The sequence below is a fragment of the Enterobacter sp. 61D5 genome, assembly GCF_034107965.1.
Lineage (GTDB): Bacteria > Pseudomonadota > Gammaproteobacteria > Enterobacterales > Enterobacteriaceae > Enterobacter > Enterobacter cloacae_M.
Genome location: NZ_JAWNFK010000020.1, coordinates 168,512 through 190,083, shown reverse-complemented (window position 1 = coordinate 190,083; position 21,572 = coordinate 168,512). Strand labels below are relative to the sequence as shown.

Annotated in this window: 17 protein-coding genes and 1 other annotated feature; of the genes, 6 read left to right on the top strand and 11 right to left on the bottom strand. The window is 56.4% G+C overall.

Annotated elements, in window-relative coordinates:
* Positions 1–128 precede the first annotated feature (128 nt).
* On the top strand, positions 129–1,805 hold the full coding sequence (gene ybaL / locus UTM25_RS18740; protein WP_059446552.1) for a YbaL family putative K(+) efflux transporter: 1,677 nt from the start codon (positions 129–131) through the stop codon (positions 1,803–1,805).
* Between the two features lie 94 nt (positions 1,806–1,899).
* On the opposite strand, the gene UTM25_RS18735 is transcribed toward ybaL, so the two are convergent.
* From UTM25_RS18735 to UTM25_RS18695, 9 genes are all read right to left on the bottom strand, one after another.
* Positions 1,900–3,204 (bottom strand): inosine/guanosine kinase, encoded by a 1,305-nt coding sequence (locus UTM25_RS18735; RefSeq protein WP_029741032.1) that lies wholly within the window; start codon positions 3,202–3,204, stop codon positions 1,900–1,902.
* 62 nt (positions 3,205–3,266) lie between these two features.
* The gene (gene hemH, locus UTM25_RS18730) at positions 3,267–4,229 is read right to left on the bottom strand and encodes a ferrochelatase (RefSeq protein ID WP_194399731.1); all 963 of its coding nucleotides are present in this window, start codon (positions 4,227–4,229) and stop codon (positions 3,267–3,269) included.
* A 124-nt stretch (positions 4,230–4,353) separates the two neighbouring features.
* Positions 4,354–4,998 (bottom strand): adenylate kinase, encoded by a 645-nt coding sequence (gene adk, locus UTM25_RS18725; protein WP_006809841.1) that lies wholly within the window; start codon positions 4,996–4,998, stop codon positions 4,354–4,356.
* Positions 4,999–5,192: 194 nt separating this feature from the next.
* Positions 5,193–7,067, bottom strand: a complete 1,875-nt coding sequence (gene htpG, locus UTM25_RS18720) for a molecular chaperone HtpG (protein ID WP_133550901.1) — start codon at positions 7,065–7,067, stop codon at positions 5,193–5,195.
* Between the two features lie 110 nt (positions 7,068–7,177).
* On the bottom strand, positions 7,178–7,783 hold the full coding sequence (gene recR / locus UTM25_RS18715) for a recombination mediator RecR (RefSeq protein ID WP_008499298.1): 606 nt from the start codon (positions 7,781–7,783) through the stop codon (positions 7,178–7,180).
* Positions 7,783–8,115: a YbaB/EbfC family nucleoid-associated protein gene (locus tag UTM25_RS18710; RefSeq protein ID WP_003858972.1), complete on the bottom strand. Its 333-nt coding sequence runs from the start codon at positions 8,113–8,115 to the stop codon at positions 7,783–7,785. Before UTM25_RS18710 ends, recR begins: the two co-directional genes overlap by 1 nt.
* 53 nt (positions 8,116–8,168) lie before the next feature.
* On the bottom strand, positions 8,169–10,097 hold the full coding sequence (gene dnaX / locus UTM25_RS18705) for a DNA polymerase III subunit gamma/tau (protein ID WP_194399730.1): 1,929 nt from the start codon (positions 10,095–10,097) through the stop codon (positions 8,169–8,171).
* Positions 8,775–8,839, bottom strand: a sequence feature (DnaX frameshifting element). Its footprint overlaps the gene before it by 65 nt.
* Before the next feature lie 88 nt (positions 10,098–10,185).
* The gene (gene apt, locus UTM25_RS18700; protein WP_194399729.1) at positions 10,186–10,737 is read right to left on the bottom strand and encodes an adenine phosphoribosyltransferase; all 552 of its coding nucleotides are present in this window, start codon (positions 10,735–10,737) and stop codon (positions 10,186–10,188) included.
* 150 nt (positions 10,738–10,887) lie between these two features.
* Entirely contained in the window at positions 10,888–11,265 is a 378-nt protein-coding gene (locus UTM25_RS18695) for a DUF454 family protein (protein ID WP_194399728.1), read from the bottom strand.
* Between the two features lie 50 nt (positions 11,266–11,315).
* Here UTM25_RS18695 and priC point away from each other — a divergent pair, with 50 nt between their 5' ends.
* Both priC and rsmS read left to right on the top strand, forming a co-directional pair.
* A complete protein-coding gene (priC, locus tag UTM25_RS18690; protein WP_194399727.1) occupies positions 11,316–11,843 on the top strand; it encodes a primosomal replication protein N'' in 528 nt (175 codons plus the stop codon).
* A gap of 14 nt (positions 11,844–11,857) precedes the next feature.
* On the top strand, positions 11,858–12,046 hold the full coding sequence (gene rsmS / locus UTM25_RS18685) for a pleiotropic regulatory protein RsmS (protein ID WP_193804921.1): 189 nt from the start codon (positions 11,858–11,860) through the stop codon (positions 12,044–12,046).
* A 1-nt stretch (position 12,047) separates the two neighbouring features.
* On the opposite strand, the gene mscK is transcribed toward rsmS, so the two are convergent.
* Positions 12,048–15,395, bottom strand: coding sequence for a mechanosensitive channel MscK (mscK, locus tag UTM25_RS18680; protein ID WP_194399726.1), 3,348 nt, complete (start codon positions 15,393–15,395; stop codon positions 12,048–12,050).
* Positions 15,396–15,508: 113 nt separating this feature from the next.
* Positions 15,509–16,162, bottom strand: coding sequence for a multidrug efflux transporter transcriptional repressor AcrR (gene acrR, locus UTM25_RS18675; protein WP_194399725.1), 654 nt, complete (start codon positions 16,160–16,162; stop codon positions 15,509–15,511).
* Positions 16,163–16,302: 140 nt separating this feature from the next.
* On the opposite strand from acrR, the gene acrA reads away from it, so the two are divergent.
* From acrA to tomB, 3 genes are all read left to right on the top strand, one after another.
* On the top strand, positions 16,303–17,496 hold the full coding sequence (gene acrA / locus UTM25_RS18670) for a multidrug efflux RND transporter periplasmic adaptor subunit AcrA (RefSeq protein ID WP_194399724.1): 1,194 nt from the start codon (positions 16,303–16,305) through the stop codon (positions 17,494–17,496).
* A gap of 22 nt (positions 17,497–17,518) precedes the next feature.
* On the top strand, positions 17,519–20,665 hold the full coding sequence (gene acrB, locus UTM25_RS18665) for a multidrug efflux RND transporter permease subunit AcrB (RefSeq protein WP_194399723.1): 3,147 nt from the start codon (positions 17,519–17,521) through the stop codon (positions 20,663–20,665).
* Positions 20,666–21,175: 510 nt separating this feature from the next.
* Positions 21,176–21,550 (top strand): Hha toxicity modulator TomB, encoded by a 375-nt coding sequence (gene tomB, locus UTM25_RS18660; RefSeq protein ID WP_008499288.1) that lies wholly within the window; start codon positions 21,176–21,178, stop codon positions 21,548–21,550.
* The last annotated feature ends 22 nt before the right edge of the window (positions 21,551–21,572 follow it).

Here is a 21,572-nt window from a genome sequence, read left to right as displayed (position 1 = left end):
CGTGCTTATTGCTGTTTTATTCAAACTTCAACAATTATTCATAAACATAAGGGTAAAATTTGTCATAAACTATTACTCGGTTTTTTGGTTTTCGCCAAAAAGGAACACCCACAACGAAAGGAGACGGAATGCACCACGCCACACCGCTTATCACCACCATTGTTGGTGGACTTGTGCTCGCTTTTATCCTCGGCATGATTGCCAATAAACTGCGTATTTCTCCTCTTGTCGGCTATCTGTTAGCGGGTGTACTGGCGGGACCGTTTACGCCAGGCTTCGTGGCGGATACCAAACTGGCCCCTGAGCTGGCGGAATTGGGCGTAATTCTGCTGATGTTTGGCGTCGGCCTGCACTTCTCCCTGAAGGATTTGATGGCGGTAAAGTCGATCGCCATACCGGGAGCGATCGCCCAGATAGGGGTGGCGACGCTGCTGGGGATGGCGCTTTCGGCGGTGCTGGGCTGGTCGTTAATGACCGGCATAGTATTTGGGCTGTGTCTCTCAACCGCCAGCACCGTGGTGCTGCTGCGCGCGCTTGAAGAGAGACAGCTGATAGACAGCCAGCGCGGGCAAATCGCGATAGGCTGGCTGATTGTTGAAGACCTGGTCATGGTCCTGACGCTGGTGCTGCTGCCAGCCGTTGCCGGGATGATGGAAAAAGACAACGTCGGCCTGGCCTCGCTGGCGCTAGATATGAGTATCACCATCGGTAAGGTGGTGGCATTTATCGCCATCATGATGCTGGTGGGACGCCGTCTGGTGCCGTGGATCATGTCCCGCAGCGCGGCAACCGGCTCCCGCGAGCTGTTCACCCTCTCCGTGCTGGCGCTGGCGCTGGGTATCGCTTTTGGTGCCGTAGAGCTGTTTGATGTCTCCTTTGCCCTGGGCGCGTTCTTCGCCGGGATGGTGCTGAACGAATCCGAGCTGAGCCACCGCGCGGCGCACGACACTCTGCCGCTGCGCGATGCCTTCGCCGTGCTGTTCTTCGTCTCCGTCGGGATGCTGTTTGACCCGATGGTCCTGATTCACCAGCCGCTGGCCGTGCTGGGCACGCTGGCGATCATCATCTTTGGTAAGTCGCTCGCCGCCTTCTTCCTGGTGAGAATGTTCGGCCACTCCCCTCGTACGGCGTTGACCATCGCCGCCAGCCTGGCGCAGATCGGTGAATTCGCCTTTATTCTGGCCGGTCTGGGCATGGCCCTGAACCTGCTGCCGCAGGCGGGACAAAACCTGGTGCTGGCGGGGGCGATCCTGTCAATTATGCTGAACCCGGTGCTGTTTGCCCTGCTGGAAAAATACCTCGATAAAACCGAAACGCTGGAAGAACAGACGCTCGAAGAGGCCATCGAAGAAGAGAAGCAGATCCCGGTGGATATTTGCAATCACGCCCTGCTGGTCGGCTTTGGCCGCGTGGGCAGCCTGCTCGGTGAAAAACTAATGGCGCAGGGCATTCCGCTGGTGGTGATTGAGACCTCACGCACCCGCGTCGACGAGCTGCGCGAGCGCGGGATTCGTGCGGTGCTGGGCAATGCGGCAAACGAAGAGATCATGAATCTGGCGCATCTGGACTGCGCGCGCTGGCTGCTGCTGACCATACCTAACGGCTATGAAGCGGGCGAGATTGTGGCTTCCGCGCGCGCGAAGTGCCCAACGATTGAGATTATCGCCCGGGCGCACTATGACGACGAGGTGGAGTACATTACCGAGCGCGGGGCAGATAAGGTGGTGATGGGCGAGCGCGAGATTGCCAACACCATGCTGACGCTGCTGGAGAAACCGCCGGTTGAAGAGGCGGTGACGGGTTAAGAGTTGTGTGGTCTGATGCCCTCACCCTGGCCCTCTCCCGCGGGGGAGAGGGAATAAACACTAAAAACGGCAACCACAGGTTGCCGTTTTGCTTTTATCTGTCCCAGTAGGCCTCTTCGAGGCTGTCTTCGCGTTCCGGCAGGCCGCGCGTTAAGCGCGGGGAATGCTGGTTAAGCACCTGATAGCTCACGCGGTTGGCGTACTTACACACCTGCGCCAGCGACGAATAGGTCAGCCAGCTGAACTTGTGCTTGCTGGAGTTCGGTACGTTGGTTTTGTGGTAGGCATTGGCGGTGATATCGTGCAGCAGCGCCGCCAGCGCGCCGTCGCCCGCGCCGTTGGTGTTCATGATCTTCTCCGGCCCGCCCATGTATGGCGCGATGTGAGAGTAGATGCGCAGCGGGTTTACGCAATCCTTGTAACGCATGCCGCGGCTGAACTCGTACTGGTTAAACTCGGCAATCGCGCCGGGCAGCAGCGGGTGCTGGGTTTTACGCTTGCTCTCTTCTTCCGTGAAGCCGGCCATGTACAGCCCAACCGGTCCGGCAGTGCAGAGCACCAGATCCACCCAGTCCAGCGCTTTGTCAGATGCCAGCAGCGGATCGCTTTCGCCGGTCAGCGCTTCGGCCTCTTCTTCGTTCATCGCCAGAATCGAAACATGCTCTTTCAGGAACGCCTGCCACCATTCCGGGTTATCGGCGATAACGAATTTAGTACCCAGCGTCAGAACGACCGGCACGTTGTATTTCTTCGCGTACTCAATCGCTTTCATGGTCGCTTCCGGCATCGGCTCGCCCGGCTTACAGCGCACCAGGTAGGAGGTCAGCACCAGCGCCGAGGCGCCCGCGATCACCTCTTCCGGAATACTCTCGGCGCGCAGCTTGTTCATATGACCCGGGCTGATGGCAAAAGTACGCTCGCCGGAATCGCTAATCAGCGTAAAGCAGCGGCCAATAGGCCCGTCGACGCCCTGAAGGTAGTTCAGATCGGTACGGCTTGAGGTGTTGCAGAGATAGCGGTAGGCATAGCCGCCGATTTCGATATTGCTGCACATCACGCCGAGCAGCACCGAGCGGTCGTCGGCCAGCACGGAGTAGTTGTGCATGGTATTGCCGATGGTGCCACCGGCGAACTGATGGGTAATCAGGTTTTCGCGCACCAGCTCCTGGTACAGCGCTTCGGCAACGTCGTCTTCAATCACCAGCGAATGCCCGGCGCTCAGACCGTAACGCGCAACAAACGCATCATCCACTTTGGCTTCAATATCCACCAGCGTCTGATCGATACCCACCACCCATGCCGCGCTGGTTTCGTTCTCAGGCTGGATTTGCTGCAGGAGCGGATCGCGGGCATCGACGGGGAAGTAGTGTTTGGATTTGCGTTTACCGGGAAATTTCATGGTCTGAACTGTGCAAGGAATAGAAGCCGGGAATGGTAGCACAAACCCGGCCTCAAGCGCGATCAGCGGCTTTTCGTCACCAGCGAGACCATCATGTCGATATGCTCAGGGGAGTCGTTAAGCGCCGGAATGTACTCGTACTTTTTGCCGCCAGCTTCAAGGAAAAATTCCCGGTTTTGTACCGCGATCTCCTCCAGCGTTTCCAGACAGTCGGCCGAGAAGCCCGGCGACATCACCTGAATATGCTTCACGCCCTTCTCACCCAGCATTTTGAGGGTTTCATCGGTGTACGGCGTCAGCCACGGCTCGCGGCCGAAGCGCGACTGGAAGGTCATCATCACCTTCTCCGGCGGCAGGCCAAGGGCGGAGACCAGCTCGCGCGTGGTATCGCGGCAGCGCTGCGGATAATCATCCCCTTCATTGGCGAAACGCTGTGGGATACCGTGATAGGAGAGCAGCAGCAGATCCGGCTCGCCGTGCTTTTCAAACGACGCGCGCGCGCTGTTGGCAAGCGCCTGGATGTAGAGATCGTTATCCGCGTAGTCGCGAATAAAGGTCACGCCCGGAATGCGGCGGCGGGTCGCCAGAATGCGGGCCAGCTCGTCCCAGACGGCGGCCACCGTCGAGCAGGAGTACTGCGGGTAGAGCGCCAGCACGACGATATGGTCCACGCCCTGCGCCAGCAGTGATTCCACCGCGCTTTCGAGGGACGGTTTTCCGTAGCTCATGCCGAGCGCGACGGGCATATCCGGCAGGCGGGCGGCCAGCGCTTTTTCCTGGCGACGGCTGTAAACCATCAGTGGCGAGCCCTCTTCCATCCAGACGGACTGATAGAGTTTGGCGACGCGCGGAGAACGAATCGGCAGAATGACGCCACGCAGCAGCGGCCACCACAGCAGTCTCGGGAAATCCACGACGCGCGTGTCGCTTAAAAATTGTCGCAGGTAGCGTTTTACCGCGTCTGATGTAGGTGCTTCTGGAGTGCCCAGATTGGCAAGCAGGATGCCGGTTTTCGCCTGACTCATTCACGCCTCTTAACCATTTGATAGGTTGTCAATTGTAGCGGAAATGCGTTTAAACGAAACCCATTGCTGTAATAGGTAAGATGAGAATATTTCTCACCCGGGAGCCCGGGTGAGAGGCGCGCGATTAGCCGAGGATTTTTTCCAGCTCTGCACGTACGTCAGCCACGGCTTTGGTGCCGTCAACTTTTGCGTATTTGGTGTTACCCGCCTGCGCTTCTTTAGTGTAGTAGCCGATCAGCGGTGCGGTCATCTGATGGTATTCAACCAGGCGTTTACGCACGGTCTCTTCCTGATCGTCTTTACGGGTGGTCAGCTCTTCGCCGGTCACGTCGTCTTTGCCTTCAACCTTAGGTGGGTTGAATTTGATGTGGTAAACGCGGCCAGAAGCAGCGTGTACACGACGGCCAACGATACGGTCAACGATCAGCTCGTCCGGTACGTCGAACTCCAGAACGTAGTCCACGTTGATGCCCGCTTCCTTCATGGCGTCGGCCTGAGGAATGGTGCGTGGGAAGCCGTCCAGCAGGAAACCGTTACGGCAGTCTTCCTGCGCAATGCGCTCTTTAACCAGAGCAATAACCAGCTCGTCGGTCACCAGCTTGCCTGCGTCCATGATGTCTTTCGCTTGTTTACCCAGCTCGGAGCCAGATTTAACAGCGGCGCGCAGCATGTCACCGGTGGAGATTTGCGGAATACCGTATTTCTCCATGATGAACTGAGCCTGAGTTCCTTTACCCGCGCCCGGAGCGCCAAGCAGAATAATACGCATTGCGAAAATCCCCTCAAAAGTCGTTTCAATTTTTCAAAAGCGCTAAACAATACCACCAGAACGGGCATCGCTCAAGGAAGGCGGGAAGGCTGAAACGGTTAACGGGGGGAGATTATTTGGAAGGGTGCGGTCTGGTGCCCTCACCCCGGCCCTCTCCCACGGAAGAGAGAGAAGACCAGGGGAGGCGTGGTCAATTACGCCAGCAGCAGCGCATTCACACGTTTAATGAACAGGTTAGGATCTTCCAGCGTGCCGCGCTCGGCCAGCAGGGACTGATCCAGCAGCAGCTCAACCCACTCGGCAAAGCGGGCGTCGTCCTGGGTATCCGCCGCGCGTTTCACCAGAGGATGATCCGGATTAAGCTCAAAGATATATTTCACTTCCGGCATCGCCTGGCCCGCCGCAGCGAACAGTTTCGCCATCTGGGTGCTCATTTCGTCCGCATCGGTGGTGACAATCGCCGGGGTGTCGGTCAGACGGTGCGTGAAGCGCACCTCTTTCACGCGATCGCCCAGCAGAGTTTTCACGCGCTCAACGAACGGCTCCAGCGCCTTCTCGGCTTCTTTCGCGCTTTCGTCCACTTCATCGGCCAGCTTGTCGATGGATTCGTCGGCTTTGGCTACGGACTGGAACGCCTTACCGTCGAACTCGGTCAGGTAGTTCATCATCCACTCGTCGATGCGGTCAGAAAGCAGCAGCACTTCGATGCCTTTCTTGCGCAGCAGCTCCAGGTGCGGGCTGCTCTTCGCCGCCGCGTAGCTGTCAGCGGTGATGTAGTAGATCTTCTCCTGCCCTTCTTTCATGCGGGAGACGTACTCTTCAAGCGACACGGTCTGCGCGGAGGAGTCGGTGTGCGTAGAGGCGAAGCGCAGCAGTTTGGCGATCGTTTCAACGTTCGCGGTGTCTTCTGCCGGGCCTTCTTTCAGCACCAGGCCGAACTGTTTCCAGAAGGTCTGATATTTTTCCGCATCGTCTTTCGCCAGTTTTTCCAGCATCTGCAGCGCACGTTTGGTCAGGGCGTTGCGCAGGTTACGGGTGACGGTGCTGTCCTGCAGAATTTCACGCGAAACGTTCAGCGGCAGATCGTTGGAATCTATCAGACCACGCACGAAACGCAGGTAGTTCGGCATGAACTGCTCGGCGTCGTCCATGATGAACACGCGCTGCACGTACAGCTTCAGGCCGTGCTTGTGATCGCGATTCCACATGTCCCACGGCGCCTGTGCCGGGATGTACAGCAGGCTGGTGTACTCCTGCTTACCTTCCACGCGGTTGTGGCTCCAGGTCAGCGGGTCGGTAAAGTCGTGGGCGATGTGCTTGTAGAACTCGTTGTATTCGTCGTCTTTAATTTCAGACTTGTTGCGCGTCCACAGCGCCTGCGCCTTGTTGATCTTCTCCCAGGAAACCACGGTTTCACCGTCTTTCTCTTCCTGTTTTTCAATCTCAACCGGCAGGGCGATGTGGTCGGAATATTTGCTGATGATCGAGCGCACGCGCCAGTCGTTCAGGAAATCGTCTTCGCCTTCGCGCAGGTGCAGGGTAATTTCAGTGCCGCGATCCGCCTTAGTGATGTCATCAACGGTGTACTCGCCTTCCCCTTTGGATTCCCACAGCACGCCGTTCTCGGCGCTGTCGCCTGCCGCACGGGTGCGCACGGTGACTTTGTCGGCCACGATAAACGCCGAGTAGAAGCCCACGCCGAACTGGCCGATCAGCTGGCTGTCTTTCGCCTGGTCAGAGCCCATGGACTCGAGGAACGCTTTGGTGCCGGATTTGGCGATGGTGCCGAGGTGGTCGATCACCTCGTCGCGGTTCATCCCGATGCCGTTATCGGCGATGGTCAGGGTGCGGTTCTCTTTATTGAACGAGACACGCACGCGCAGCTCGCCGTCGCCTTCGTACAGGTCCGGGTTAGACAGCGCGCGGAAGCGCAGCTTGTCCGCCGCGTCCGAGGCGTTGGAAATCAGCTCACGCAGGAAAATTTCTTTGTTGGAATACAGGGAATGGATCATCAGGTGCAGAAGCTGTTTTACTTCTGACTGGAAACCACGGGTTTCTTGTCCTTTCATCTAAGTCGACCTCAACAATGCCATTTAATGGGGTTGTAAAACGTTGAGTGAGAGATGGGGATAAGGGGGGGGATTTTCAAGCGGAGGCCGCGCGCGCAGCCTCCGTTTGGTCAGAAAATAATCTTGTGACGCCCGGCCAGAGAGTGCGAAAGCGTTGTGCCGTCGACCATTTCCAGCTCGCCGCCCACCGGCACGCCGTGGGCGATGCGGCTGGCGTCAACGCCGTACTGCGAGCACAGTTCAGCGATGTAGTTGGCGGTTGCCTCCCCTTCCACCGTCGGGTTGGTGGCGAGGATCACCTCTTTGATGGTTTCGGACTCAAGACGCTGTTCAAGGCGGTCAAGACCGATATCATCCGGGCCAATACCGTCCAGCGGTGAGAGATGCCCCATCAGCACGAAGTAGCGGCCGGAAAACTGCCCGGTTTGTTCGATGGCGTAGATGTCCGCCGGACTCTCCACCACGCAAATCTGACCGTTTTCCTGACGACGCGGGTTTGTACAGATGTTACATACGTCCTGCTCGGTAAAGGTGCGGCAATCCGCACAGTGACCAATTTCTGACATGGCGCGGGTCAAAGCCTGCGCCAGGCGCATCCCGCCGCTGCGGTCGCGCTGCAATAGCGTAAACGCCATGCGCTGCGCCGACTTCGGGCCAACGCCCGGCAGGCAGCGCAGTGCTTCCATTAACTGCGTGAGCAGCGGACTGGTTTGCATCAGAATGGCATCTTGAAGCCAGGCGGCAGCTGCATACCGCTGGAAACAGAGGCCATTTTCTCTTTCTGAGTTTCGTCGATACGGCGAGCGGCATCGTTAAACGCGGCTGCAACCAGATCTTCCAGCATCTCTTTGTCGTCTTCGAGCAGGCTCGGGTCGATTTCCACGCGACGGCAGTTGTGCGCACCGTTGATGGTCACTTTGACCAGACCGGCACCGGACTCACCCGTGACTTCCAGCTGAGCGATCTCTTCCTGCATCTTCTGCATTTTTTCCTGCATCTGCTGAGCCTGCTTCATCAGGCCACCCAGACCGCCTTTTCCACCAAACATAGGCTTCTCTCTTTTTCACGTTTAAGGATTACAACCGTAAGTCAGACTCACGATCAAATGGGGCGAATACTCTCTTCATCCAGATCGGCGTCGAAGAACCGGCGCAGGGTCTGAATGTTGTTATCCGCAATAATCGCCTCGCGCGCCTGCGCGAGCTTTTCTTCATAAATGGCCTGGCGCCACTCGAGCGGCGTTTTCACTGCCGGATTATCATCTTCAATGATAGTCAATTCAACCGGCGCACCCTGTAATGCGGTGAGCGCCTCCGCCAGCGCCTTTTGCGCGCCAGGGGAATTGAGGTGCCGCTGACCCGGACGCAGGTGCAAACGCACCTGATTGCCGTCCTGCTCTTTCCAGGCATTCAGCGCGACCTGCTCGACCAGCTTCGGCAGCTGGAGTTCGCTGACCTCGGCGGCCCAGGCGTCGCGCGCAATGGACTCTTCGGCAAGCTTCGCGGAAAGCTCCGGCGTTTTCTCATGCTCCAGCGCCTTTTTCAGCGCTTTCGGCGTGGCGACCTCTTCCTTCACCTCTTCGGTAATCGTGGTTGCCTTCCAGCGGTAAGCCTCTTCTTTCACCGGGGCTTTCTGCTCGAGCGCGGACGGTGCAGGACGCGACTGTACGCGCTCCGTTACCGAGGCCAGTCGTTCAAGCGCGGCGTTGTTCACCGGCCGCGCTCTTCCTGGCGCTGCCGGTTCACTCTTTTTTGGTTTGGTTACTCCCTGCGCACGCTGCAGCTGGCTGCGTGCGGCAAGCACCGAACTGGTGGCATCCGACAGCGGCACGTTCTGCTGTGGCGGCGGCGTCGGCTGCGGTGGCACCTGCTGCGGCGACATCACCGCCGTAGGGGCGACCGGCGCGAAAGACTGCCGCGGCGCTTCCGGCTCCGGCAATGGCATGCGCGGGTGGAACGCCAGCGCGCGCAGCAGCGTCATTTCAACGCCCATTCGTGGATCCGGCGCGAACGGTAACTCTTTGCGGCCAATCAGCAGCGTCTGGTAGTACAGCTGCACGTCGGCAGGCGGCACGGTGCGGGCAAGCTCACGCATCCGCTGTTCAATAGCGGCCATATCCGCACCGATGGCTGACGGCGAAAGCTGCAGCATCGCCACGCGGTGCAGCAGGCTGAGCATCTCAACCAGCAGTCCTTCCCATTCAATACCCCGGGCCGCGGCCGCATTCACCTGCGACATCACGCGTTCGCCGTTGGCGGCAATCATCGCTTCGATAAGCGACAGCGCCTGATCGTCATCCAGCGTGCCGAGCATAGTGCTGACAGCCTCGGTGGAGAGCTTGCCGTCACCGCTGGCAATCGCCTGGTCGGTCAGGCTGAGCGCATCACGCAGGCTACCGTCCGCCGCGCGGGCCAGCAGCTGCAGGGCGCGCGGTTCGTGGACAATGCTCTCTTCATCAAGAATGTGCTCAAGCTGAGCGCGGATCTGCTCAACGTCCAGCGCCTTCAGGTGGAACTGCAGGCAGCGCGATAAAATCGTGACCGGCAGCTTTTGCGGATCGGTAGTCGCCAGCAGGAACTTCACGTGCGCGGGCGGTTCTTCCAGCGTTTTCAGCAGGGCGTTAAAGCTGTGGCGCGACAGCATATGCACTTCATCGATCAGGTAGACCTTGAAGCGGCCGCGCGCCGGGGCGTACTGCACGTTATCGAGCAGATCGCGGGTATCTTCCACTTTGGTGCGCGAGGCGGCGTCGATCTCGATCAGATCGACAAAACGCCCCTGCTCGATCTCGCGGCAGTTATCACACACGCCGCAGGGCGTGGCGGTGATCCCGGTTTCGCAGTTGAGACCTTTCGCCAGCAAACGGGCAATTGAGGTCTTACCGACGCCGCGGGTGCCGGAGAAAAGATAGGCGTGATGGATGCGACCTAGCGACAAGCCGTTCGCCAGGGCCGTCAGCACATGTTCCTGACCGACAACGTCAGCAAAGGTTTGTGGTCGCCATTTACGGGCTAACACCTGATAACTCATGGGCAGGCTCTGCAACGCTGGAAGGTGAATTTATGGAGGGGAATGCTATCACAACCTCACCCATTGAGCGAGGTTGTGAAAACCGGGATTAATGACCCGGGAAAGGCACCAGGCTGTAGCTGGTGATGCCCTGTTTTTCCAGGCGCTGTTCACCGCCGAGATCGAACAGGTTGATGATGAATGCCGCGTCGGTCACTTCACCACCCAGACGACGGATCAATTTCACGGTCGCTTCAATGGTACCGCCGGTTGCCAGCAGGTCGTCCACCACCAGCACTTTGTCGCCAGGCTTGATCGCATCAACGTGGATCTCCAGCTGATCGGTGCCGTACTCCAGCTCGTAGCTCTCAGCAATGGTTTCACGCGGCAGTTTGCGCGGCTTACGCACCGGCGCAAAACCCACGCCCATTGCCAGCGCAACCGGTGCGCCAAACAGGAAGCCACGGGCTTCGGTACCTACTACTTTGGTGATTCCGGCGTTTTTATAACGCTCGACCAGCAGTTCAATGCTGAGCGCGTACGCTTTCGGGTCTTCCAGCAAGCTGGTGACATCACGGAAAAGAATGCCAGGCTTTGGATAGTCCTGGATGCTTTTGATGCTGTTTTTCAGATATTCAAGCTGCTGTGCAGTTGCGGTCATCGGTTTTGCCTAAATGAAACAGTGTTACTCACAGCGCGCAACGAGTCGGCCAAGGCAACAATTGTTTAACCTTTGACCAGGCGCACCTGTGCTCGAAAACGGTCGAATTTACTGGCTGTGCGCAATAATTGCAACAGTCATGATAAGGCTTCAGCGCTTTTGTTGCTTTTCATCAACCACGGGGATCCGCCACATGAAGATAAGCAGGCAGGAGAGGATCGCCAGCAGAAGAATACGTACCCACATCATTTTCACCAGCCATAATGAAATAGCGAAGGTGATGAGGATCACCGCGATCGCGCGCGGCTTCGCGCCGGGCGGCATAGCCCGGTGTTTTTGCCAGTGCCGCAGATAGCCGCCAAACCACGAGCGATAGAGCAGCCAGTGGTGAAAACGCGGCGACGAGCGAGCGAAGCACCAGGCCGCGAGCAGGATAAACGGGGTGGTAGGCAGCAAGGGTAAAAACACGCCCAGCGTGCCAAGCACTACCGCGATCCAGCCAATGATGATTAAAATAGTACGCTTCATAATGCGAATCGTTATCAAACTGAACGGCTACTTTACCACTGGAGAGCGCCTTGAAAACAGCACTGCTTCTTGAGAGGCTGCAAAATCAGCTCATTGCTCTGCGGGAGCAGGCTACACCGCTGATGGGGCACGCCACGCTGAAGCCGCGCTTTGACCGGCAGCTTTTTCGTACCCGCAGCACCGTCATTCAGGATTATCTGGCGGAAGCGCAGACCAACCTCGACGAGCTTCGCCATGCGGTTGAGAGTGAACAGCAGGAGCAGGTGGCGTGGCTTGCGGAGCATCTCGCAGAGCAGATCACCGCTCTGCATCGCGAAATCGCCGCCTGGCCGCTGCGCGCCTGGGACAGCGCCTCGCCGGGGCTCGGTAAATGGCAGCGTAAGCGGCTGGAGAACCAGGAGTTTGAGCGCCGGCTGTTTGAGATGAAGCGCGAGCGCGAGACGCGGCTGAACAACAGCGAAACGCTGGAAGAGCAGCAGCTATTGATGCGCGAGATTAGCGCGCTGGAAGGACGTATCGTCCGCTGCCGTCAGGCGCGGGACGAGATTGAGCGCGTCATTGAACGTTTAACCCGTTAACAGGAGCCACACCCATGTCGCTGGAAAATGCACCCGATGAGGTCAAGCTGGCCGTCGATTTGATTATGCTGCTGGAGAATCATGAGATCCCCGCCGAGACGGTGCTTAAGGCACTGGAGATTGTGCGGCGGGATTTTGAGGCAAAGGTGAAGGCCTGTTGCCCTCACCCTAACCCTCTCCCACAGGGAGAGGGAAAAAAATAGATTACGCCGGAGTCGGATCGTCACCCTTAATGTCGCGCTTCACTTCCGTATGCTCATCACCTTTCTCGTTACGCAGGTGAACCTCGAGCTGGTTGAAGGCGATATTAATATCGTTTTCACGACACAAACGATCGATAGAGCGGTTAAGCTCATCCACCGTGTAGCTGCGGTCACGCAGCTCGCGCACGTATAAACGCAGCTCGTGATCCAGCGTGCTCGGCCCAAAGGTGGTGAAGAAGACCGCAGGGGCCGGATCGTGCATCACTTTCGGATGTTCTGACGCCGCCTTGAGCAGCACCTCTTTCACCTTCTCCAGATCCGATCCATAGGCTACGCCCAGGCGGATCACCACGCGCGTTACCGTATCGGAGAGCGACCAGTTGATCAGACGCTCGGTCACGAACGCTTTGTTCGGGATGATCACCTCTTTGCGATCGAAGTCGGTGATGGTGGTGGCGCGAATACGGATCTTGCTGACCGTTCCCGAGAACGTGCCGATGGTGACGGTATCGCCGATACGTACCGGACGTTCGAACAGGATGATCAGGCCGGACACGAAGTTACCGAAGATCTCCTGCAGGCCAAAACCAAGACCGACCGAGAGGGCCGCCGCCAGCCACTGCAGTTTATCCCACGAGACGCCAAGCGAGCCAAAGACCGTCATCGCCCCGACAATAATGATCACGTAGTTGAGGATCGTGGTAATGGCGTAGGAGGCCCCCTGGCGGAGATTCAGACGTGACAGGAGCAGCACTTCAAGCAGGCCTGGCAGGTTGCGAATCAGCGCCCAGGCCACCACCGACGACACCAGCGCAAACAGCAGGCTGCCCATGGTCACGCTTTTCATGACCGCCGCACCCGCTTCGGTACCGTTGTATTGCCAGAGGGTAATACTGTCGAGATAGGCGAAAACGGTAATAAGATCTGACCAGATTGCCCAGAACATCACCGCAAACAGGGCGATCATCACCAGCATGGTGATACGCAGCGTCTGCTGGTTAACCTGCTCCAGGGCGATGGTCGGCTCTTCCTGCGGTTCCGCGCCCTCGGCCCCCTCTTTCACCTGATGCTGACGACGCGCGATGGCACGGCGATAGGCAATGCGGCGGGCCGCGACGCTTAAGCCGCGCAGCACGGTCTGATAGAGCAGGTTCCAGACGATCACCAGATAGACCGTTTCAATCCAGCGCCCGGAAAGGCGCAGCGTGGTATAGAAATAGCCCGTTGCCGTCAGCACCATCAGCGCCAGCGGAATGATCGCCAGCACCGTCACGGTGGCCAGACGAATATTGTGGGACTCTTTATCACGCCAGCTGTCGCGGCACATCGGCCACATCAGGATCGCAATCAGCAGCAGGTTAAGCAGGATGACCAGCTGGCCCAGCACGTCATCCATCAGGTGCAGCGGAGAAAGCTCAGAGACAACCGACCAGAAGTGCAGCGGCAGGAGCGCCAGGCTGATGCGCACGATCTGACGACGCCAGTGGCTGGTCAGCTGTGCAGGCATGTTGAAATGACGCACCGCCACGCCGTCTTTTTCCAGCACCTTCCAGCACACGCCAAAGACCAGCCAGAATAGCGCCAGTTTTTTACTGAACGCCCACAGCAGATCGCTGACGTTGAGCTGCATGGTGAGCAGAATAAGCCCCACAGCCAGAATAATCAGGCACACCGGCAGGGCGCGGATGAGATCGATGAGAATCGCTTTTGGCGTGTGGAGCTGGCTATCGTTGCGCAACTGCCCCACTTCGGACGCCAGCTTCGCCTGATATTTTTTCAGCCAGCCCAGACGCCAGCGGATCAGGCCGGCAATCAACAGCAACGGTAAACCGGCCAGGAAAGCAATCATTACCGCAGGCCAGGCTTTCTCCCAGTTTACGGTGATCTTCATGCTCTTAATCTGCGTTTTCAGCGTCTCCGGGAAGGATTTGACCCAGTCCCAGTCCATCGGTTTGTTGCTGTTCACCCAGAAAATCTGCTGGGTCAGGATCTCCTGCAGACTTTTCGAGACGCTCACCAGCTGCTGCTGGTTGATTTGCAGGTTAATGGCCATCATCAGCTGGTTGCCCAGCTGTTTGTTGAGCTGGTCCAGCAGCTCGCGACGCATATCGACGACCTGGAGCAGCGCGTCGTGCACTTCCGGGTTCACGTCGCTGGAATGCCCCTCTTCAATTTTGGCGACAAAGGTATCGCTCTGGAAAAGGGCATCGCGCTGCTGGTTGACGTCAAACTGTTCCAGACGTAAATCCGCGATGCGGTTGGTCATGTCTTCCAGCTCATCGGCGGACGGGAGCGTCTGCTGCTGCTGATAGAGAATACGCGACAGCAGGAGGCTGCCCTTCAGGACCGCAATCTGCTCTTTAATGTTGCGTTCAGCCTGCAGCGCGCGATCCAGCCAGTTCTTCACTTTGATATTTTGCTGAACCAGCGAGTTGCCGTTTTCCGTCGCCAGTATCAGGCGCTGGCTCAGCTGGTGGTTGGCCTCGAGCTCCTGTTTCACCAGCGGATTCGCCTGAATGCGGGCGGTTTCGTCAGGCGATACGGCCTCCTGGGCGGTTTTTTCCGTCAGGGTCAGGCGTTTGCTGTTTACCGCCTCCTGCAACAGCTGAAGCTGGTGTTCCAGGCGGTTAATGTTCGCTGTGACGTAATCACGCTGTTTCTGAAGCGTGTCCTGCAGCACCGTATTCCCTTCCAGGCTTTTACGCTGCTGTTCAATCTGTGCGTTGAGCAAGGTCTGCTGAACCAGCAGCAGGGTTTGCTGTGTCGGGCGCAGCGTGCCTTCGCCTACCGTCGTGCCGTTCAGACGGTTGCGGATTTGCTGCAGCTGCTGAGACGCGGCGTACATCGCGTTTTGCACGCGCTCGGGCTGGGTCTGCAGCGAGACAAGCTGGCTGTTATAGGTTGCGAGATCCGACTGCGCGGTTTGCAGGTCGTCGAGCAGTTGAGCGACGCGGGACTCCAGCTGGCGTAAAGAGAGCGTCGAGAGCGTCTTGCGCGTCTCGTCGTCGTTATCCACATCGCTGAGGGCATTCAGCGCGTCGGTGGCCTTACGCATGTTTTCAGGCGCCTGCGCCACCTTCTGACGAAGCTGGACGGTTTCCGCTTTGACGCGTTCAATTTTATCCAGCGTTTCCAGCGTTTCCGTCAGGTCCTGCTGGACGAGTTTATCCTGAGGGGAGAGATCTTTTTGTTTATTCAGCGTGTCGAGCTGCGACTGAACATCGCCGCGCGAGGGAATATCATTGCTGTTATCGGCGCGGGCCCAGGTCAGCGGCGCCGTGGCGAAGAAAAACAGCATCGCAAAGAGCAATGCAAATACAGGATGTTGCGAGCGATTGATGGGCAGCATAGTTGTGAATGATGTCAGAAGAGGACCGAAAATAGTCCGGCGTGAAGAATATCACGCTCGCCGAAAGCAGAATAGCGCGAACGTTGTCCTCTAAGATAAATCCTGGAAAGGGATCAGGCCGTTAGCGAAGACGCGTCGCTGCGCAGCGTGGGGCAGAGCTGAAGCATTTCCAGTAAAATCGCCACGTAGCTGCTGGCTTCCTCTTTGAGATCAAAGGATTGCGGCGCGAAAAGCCAGTTCTCCATCAGACCTGAAATGTAGCTGCGCATCAGGATTGCCGCCCGTCGGGTCAGGAGATTGGCCGGTAACAGTTTTGCCTGCACGCACAGGTTCAGGTTCTGTTCGATACGATCATAGCTCTCCAGACTAAGGCTGCGCTGTGCCTGCTGCACCACCGCCATCTCGCCCACGAACTCGCATTTATGAAAAATAATCTCCATCATTAATCTGCGACGTTCTTCAACTACCGTTGCTTCAAGGATATATACTAATATTTCTCTTAATACTGAGAGTGGATCGTCAGGGAATTTTGCTCGATACTCACTCTCGAGATCGCTAATGCTGGACTCTGAAAGCTCCCAGATTTCACTGAACAGATCTGACTTATCTTTAAAATGCCAGTAAATCGCTCCTCGCGTCACACCGGCAGCCTGAGCAATCTGCGCCAGCGAGGTGGATGAAACACCCTGCTGCGAGAACAAACGTATTGCCACATCCAGAATGTGTTGTCGGGTTTCCAGCGCTTGTTGTTTAGTTTTTCGTGCCATAGGTGGGTGAATTTACAGGAGTCAGATTTACATACATTTATGAATGTATGTACCATAGCATGACGATAATATAAACGCAGCAATGGGTTTTAGACTCAGGACCCTTGATCAATTTGAAATCGGACACTCGAGGTTTACATATGAACAAAAACAGAGGGTTAACGCCTCTGGCGGTCGTTCTGATGCTCTCAGGCAGCTTAGCGCTAACAGGATGTGACGACAAACCAGCTCAACAAGGAGCTCAGCAGGCGCCAGAAGTAGGCGTCGTGACGCTCAAATCTGAACCTCTACAAATCACCACCGAATTACCAGGCCGTACCAATGCTTACCGCATTGCGGAAGTGCGTCCTCAGGTCAGCGGCATTATCCTGAAGCGTAACTTCACCGAAGGCGGTGATGTGAAGGCCGGTGAGTCTCTGTATCAGATTGATCCCGCAACCTATCAGGCCTCTTATGAAAGTGCGAAAGGCGACCTGGCGAAAGCACAAGCCGCGGCCAAAATTGCTCAGCTGACGTTGAACCGCTACCAAAAGCTGCTCGGTACCAGGTACATCAGCCAACAGGATTACGATACCGCCCTGGCAGATGCACAGCAGGCTAACGCGAGCGTGGTGGCCGCCAAAGCGGCCGTCGAAACCGCGCGCATTAACCTGGCCTATACCAAAGTGACCTCCCCTATCAGCGGTCGTATTGGTAAGTCTTCCGTCACGGAAGGGGCACTGGTGCAGAACGGTCAGACCACTGCGCTGGCGACCGTACAGCAGCTCGATCCGATCTACGTTGACGTGACGCAGTCCAGCAACGATTTCCTGCGCCTTAAGCAGGAGCTGGCTAACGGCACCCTGAAACAGGAAAACGGCAAAGCAAAAGTGGAGCTGATCACCAACGACGGTATCAAGTTCCCGCAGGAAGGTACCCTGGAATTCTCTGACGTGACGGTCGACCAGACTACCGGTTCCATCACCTTACGTGCGATTTTCCCTAACCCTGACAAAAATCTGCTGCCAGGTATGTTCGTTCGCGCGCGTCTGGAAGAAGGAACAAATCCAACCGCACTTCTGGTTCCACAGCAGGGTGTGACCCGTACGCCACGCGGCGATGCGAGCGCGCTGGTTGTTGGGGCTGATGACAAAGTCGAAACGCGCAATATCACCGCCACTCAGGCGATTGGCGATAAATGGCTGGTGACGGAAGGTCTGAAAGATGGCGATCGCGTGATTGTTACTGGTTTGCAAAAAGTTCGTCCTGGCGCGCAGGTTAAAGCACAGGAAGTGAAATCTGACGATAAACAACAAGCTTCGGCCGCTGGCCAGTCAGAACAAACCAAGTCTTAACTTAAACAGGAGCCGTTAAGACATGCCTAATTTCTTTATCGATCGCCCCATATTTGCGTGGGTGATCGCCATTATCATCATGCTGGCCGGGGGACTTGCGATCCTGAAGCTACCTGTCGCGCAATATCCAACGATTGCGCCACCGGCGGTAACAATTTCCGCAACCTACCCGGGGGCTGATGCAAAAACGGTGCAGGACACCGTCACCCAGGTTATCGAACAGAACATGAACGGTATCGATAACCTGATGTACATGTCCTCAAACAGTGATTCCACTGGTACGGTACAGATCACCCTGACCTTCGAGTCAGGTACGGATGCTGACATTGCGCAGGTTCAGGTGCAGAACAAACTGCAGCTGGCAATGCCTTTGCTGCCGCAGGAAGTACAACAGCAGGGTGTGAGCGTCGAGAAATCGTCCAGTAGCTTCCTGATGGTTGTCGGCGTTATCAACACCAACGGCACCATGACGCAGGAGGATATTTCCGACTACGTGGGCGCCAACATGAAGGACGCCATCAGCCGTACTTCCGGCGTGGGTGACGTGCAGCTGTTCGGTTCCCAGTACGCGATGCGTATCTGGATGGATCCGAACAAGCTGAACAACTTCCAGCTGACGCCGGTTGACGTGATCAGCGCGATTAAAGCGCAGAACGCCCAGGTAGCGGCCGGTCAGTTAGGCGGTACACCGCCGGTGAAAGGCCAGCAGCTTAACGCCTCGATCATCGCGCAGACCCGTCTGACCTCTGCCGATGAGTTCAGCAAAATTCTGCTGAAGGTGAATCAGGACGGTTCACAGGTTCGCCTGCGCGACGTGGCGAAAGTTGAGCTGGGCGGTGAGAACTACGACATCATCGCGAAGTTTAACGGTAAACCGGCTTCCGGTCTGGGTATCAAACTGGCGACAGGTGCTAACGCCCTGGACACCGCCACGGCGATCCGCGCAGAGCTGAAGAAGATGGAACCGTTCTTCCCGTCAGGTCTGAAAATCGTTTACCCGTACGACACCACGCCGTTCGTCAAAATCTCAATTCATGAAGTGGTTAAGACGCTGGTTGAGGCGATCATCCTGGTCTTCCTGGTGATGTACCTGTTCCTGCAAAACTTCCGCGCGACGCTTATCCCAACGATTGCCGTGCCGGTGGTATTGCTCGGGACCTTTGCGATCCTGTCGATATTTGGCTACTCGATAAACACCCTGACGATGTTCGGGATGGTGCTCGCCATCGGCCTGCTGGTGGATGACGCCATCGTCGTGGTCGAGAACGTCGAGCGCGTGATGGCGGAAGAAGGTTTGCCGCCGAAGGAAGCGACCCGTAAATCAATGGGCCAGATCCAGGGCGCGCTGGTCGGTATCGCGATGGTTCTGTCTGCGGTATTTATCCCGATGGCCTTCTTCGGGGGCTCTACCGGTGCGATTTACCGTCAGTTCTCTATTACCATCGTTTCCGCGATGGCGCTGTCGGTGCTGGTGGCGTTGATCCTGACCCCTGCCCTGTGTGCCACCATGCTGAAGCCGATTCAGAAAGGCGGTCACGGCGAGCATAAAGGCTTCTTCGGCTGGTTTAACCGCATGTTCGATAAGAGCACGCACCACTACACCGACAGCGTGGGCAACATCCTGCGCAGCACCGGTCGTTACCTGCTGCTCTACATCATCATCGTGGTGGGCATGGCCTTCCTGTTCGTTCGTCTGCCAAGCTCGTTCCTGCCAGATGAAGACCAGGGCGTGTTCCTGACGATGGCACAGCTTCCGGCGGGTGCCTCGCAAGAGCGTACCCAGAAAGTGCTGGATGAAGTGACGGACTACTATCTCACCAAAGAGAAAGACAACGTTGAGTCCGTGTTTGCGGTTAACGGCTTTGGCTTTGCGGGTCGTGGTCAGAACACCGGTATTGCCTTCGTTTCTCTGAAGGACTGGTCTGAACGTCCGGGCGAAAAGAACAAGGTTGAAGCCATCACCGGCCGTGCAATGGGCACCTTCTCGCAGATTAAAGATGCGATGGTCTTCGCCTTTAACCTGCCAGCGATTGTTGAACTGGGTACCGCGACCGGCTTCGACTTCCAGCTGATTGACCAGGGCGGTCTGGGTCACGAAAAACTGACGCAGGCGCGTAACCAGCTGTTTGGTGAAGTCGCTAAACACCCTGACCTGCTGGTTGGCGTGCGTCCAAACGGCCTGGAAGATACGCCGCAGTACAAGATCGATATCGACCAGGAGAAAGCCCAGGCGCTGGGCGTATCCATCAGTGACATCAACACCACGCTGGGCGCAGCCTGGGGCGGTAGCTACGTTAACGACTTCATCGACCGCGGTCGTGTGAAGAAAGTGTACGTGATGTCAGAAGCGCAGTACCGTATGTTGCCGAACGATATCAACAGCTGGTTCGTGCGCGGCAGCAATGGTCAGATGGTTCCGTTCTCGGCGTTCTCAACCTCACGCTGGGAATACGGTTCACCGCGTCTGGAACGCTATAACGGTCTGCCATCGATGGAGATCCTGGGTCAGGCTGCTCCGGGCCGAAGCACCGGTGAAGCCATGAACCTGATGGAAGAACTGGCAAGCAAACTGCCTGCGGGTATCGGCTATGACTGGACCGGTATGTCCTATCAGGAACGTCTGTCCGGTAACCAGGCCCCTGCCCTGTACGCCATTTCACTGATTGTGGTCTTCCTGTGTCTGGCGGCACTGTACGAGAGCTGGTCGATTCCGTTCTCCGTTATGCTGGTGGTTCCACTCGGGGTTATCGGTGCGCTGCTTGCGGCAACGTTCCGTGGACTGACCAACGACGTTTACTTCCAGGTAGGCCTGCTGACAACCATTGGCTTGTCGGCGAAGAACGCGATACTAATCGTTGAATTCGCCAAAGATCTGATGGAAAAAGAAGGCAAAGGCCTTATTGAGGCGACGCTTGAAGCGGTTCGTATGCGTCTGCGTCCAATCCTGATGACGTCGCTGGCGTTTATCCTCGGCGTACTGCCGCTGGTTATCAGCTCCGGTGCAGGCTCCGGCGCGCAGAACGCGGTAGGTACAGGCGTGATGGGCGGTATGGTTACCGCGACCGTACTGGCTATCTTCTTCGTACCGGTGTTCTTCGTGGTGGTTCGCCGCCGCTTTAGCCGCAAGAATGAAGATGTTGAACACAGTCATTCGGTAGAACCTCACTGATACCGGTTCCACATGATAAAAAGGCCGCATTAGCGGCCTTTTTCATTTTCAGAAAAAATCATAAATTACGCTTATTGTGGCTCTATTTATTTTCTGCCATCTTAAATAGTCATATCATAATTAACTGATACCTTAATCGGTGAATTCAGGATTTTTTTAATTTCATTTCCCCGCTTAAGGTATTAGGAATATTCCTAATAAGAAGTTCTTACAAAGATAAGTCTGAATCTGAACTTTTCTCATCATTTTTGCTAAGCCGATGAAACGTAAGGAACCGATAAAACCCCGTCGTTAATTTGGATAAAACGTTGAGTCCAGGGTGACCATTTGCGTACACGCTCCCAGCCTGCAGTTTTTATTTGTAATTTTTCGTAATAGCGCGGTGAAATCCAGGAAGGAGTGGCTTATAGTTAGGTTATCAGGAACACAGCACTCATGTAGCTAAGTCAGTTGTATCCATCCCGACAATGATGTTCGGTGAGTAAGAAATCACTCAGAAGGGGATGCGCTATGGACGAGTACTCGCCAAAAAGGCATGATATCGCGCAGTTGAAATTTCTCTGCGAATCCTTGTACCATGACTGCCTTGCCAATCTTGATGAAAGCAATCATGGCTGGGTAAACGACCCAACGTCTGCCATCAATTTACAGTTGAATGAGCTCATAGAGCATATCGCAACCTTCGCACTTAATTATAAAATTAAGTACAATGAAGATAATAAGCTCATTGAGCAAATTGATGAATACCTGGACGACACCTTTATGTTGTTCAGCAGTTACGGCATTAACGCTCAGGATTTGCAAAAATGGCGTAAATCGGGAAATCGGCTATTCCGCTGTTTCGTCAACGTGAGCAGAGCTAACCCGGTGAGTCTTTCCTGTTAAAATTATTACAATTACTAAGGTG

Coding starts and splice junctions, on each gene's coding strand:
- ybaL (WP_059446552.1), top strand. CDS start 129: ATGCACCACGCCACACCGCTTATCACCACCATTGTTGGTGGACTTGTG.
- UTM25_RS18735 (WP_029741032.1), bottom strand. CDS start 3,204: ATGAAATTTCCCGGTAAACGCAAATCCAAACACTACTTCCCCGTCGAT.
- hemH (WP_194399731.1), bottom strand. CDS start 4,229: ATGAGTCAGGCGAAAACCGGCATCCTGCTTGCCAATCTGGGCACTCCA.
- adk (WP_006809841.1), bottom strand. CDS start 4,998: ATGCGTATTATTCTGCTTGGCGCTCCGGGCGCGGGTAAAGGAACTCAG.
- htpG (WP_133550901.1), bottom strand. CDS start 7,067: ATGAAAGGACAAGAAACCCGTGGTTTCCAGTCAGAAGTAAAACAGCTT.
- recR (WP_008499298.1), bottom strand. CDS start 7,783: ATGCAAACCAGTCCGCTGCTCACGCAGTTAATGGAAGCACTGCGCTGC.
- UTM25_RS18710 (WP_003858972.1), bottom strand. CDS start 8,115: ATGTTTGGTGGAAAAGGCGGTCTGGGTGGCCTGATGAAGCAGGCTCAG.
- dnaX (WP_194399730.1), bottom strand. CDS start 10,097: ATGAGTTATCAGGTGTTAGCCCGTAAATGGCGACCACAAACCTTTGCT.
- apt (WP_194399729.1), bottom strand. CDS start 10,737: ATGACCGCAACTGCACAGCAGCTTGAATATCTGAAAAACAGCATCAAA.
- UTM25_RS18695 (WP_194399728.1), bottom strand. CDS start 11,265: ATGAAGCGTACTATTTTAATCATCATTGGCTGGATCGCGGTAGTGCTT.
- rsmS (WP_193804921.1), top strand. CDS start 11,858: ATGTCGCTGGAAAATGCACCCGATGAGGTCAAGCTGGCCGTCGATTTG.
- mscK (WP_194399726.1), bottom strand. CDS start 15,395: ATGCTGCCCATCAATCGCTCGCAACATCCTGTATTTGCATTGCTCTTT.
- acrR (WP_194399725.1), bottom strand. CDS start 16,162: ATGGCACGAAAAACTAAACAACAAGCGCTGGAAACCCGACAACACATT.
- acrA (WP_194399724.1), top strand. CDS start 16,303: ATGAACAAAAACAGAGGGTTAACGCCTCTGGCGGTCGTTCTGATGCTC.
- acrB (WP_194399723.1), top strand. CDS start 17,519: ATGCCTAATTTCTTTATCGATCGCCCCATATTTGCGTGGGTGATCGCC.
- tomB (WP_008499288.1), top strand. CDS start 21,176: ATGGACGAGTACTCGCCAAAAAGGCATGATATCGCGCAGTTGAAATTT.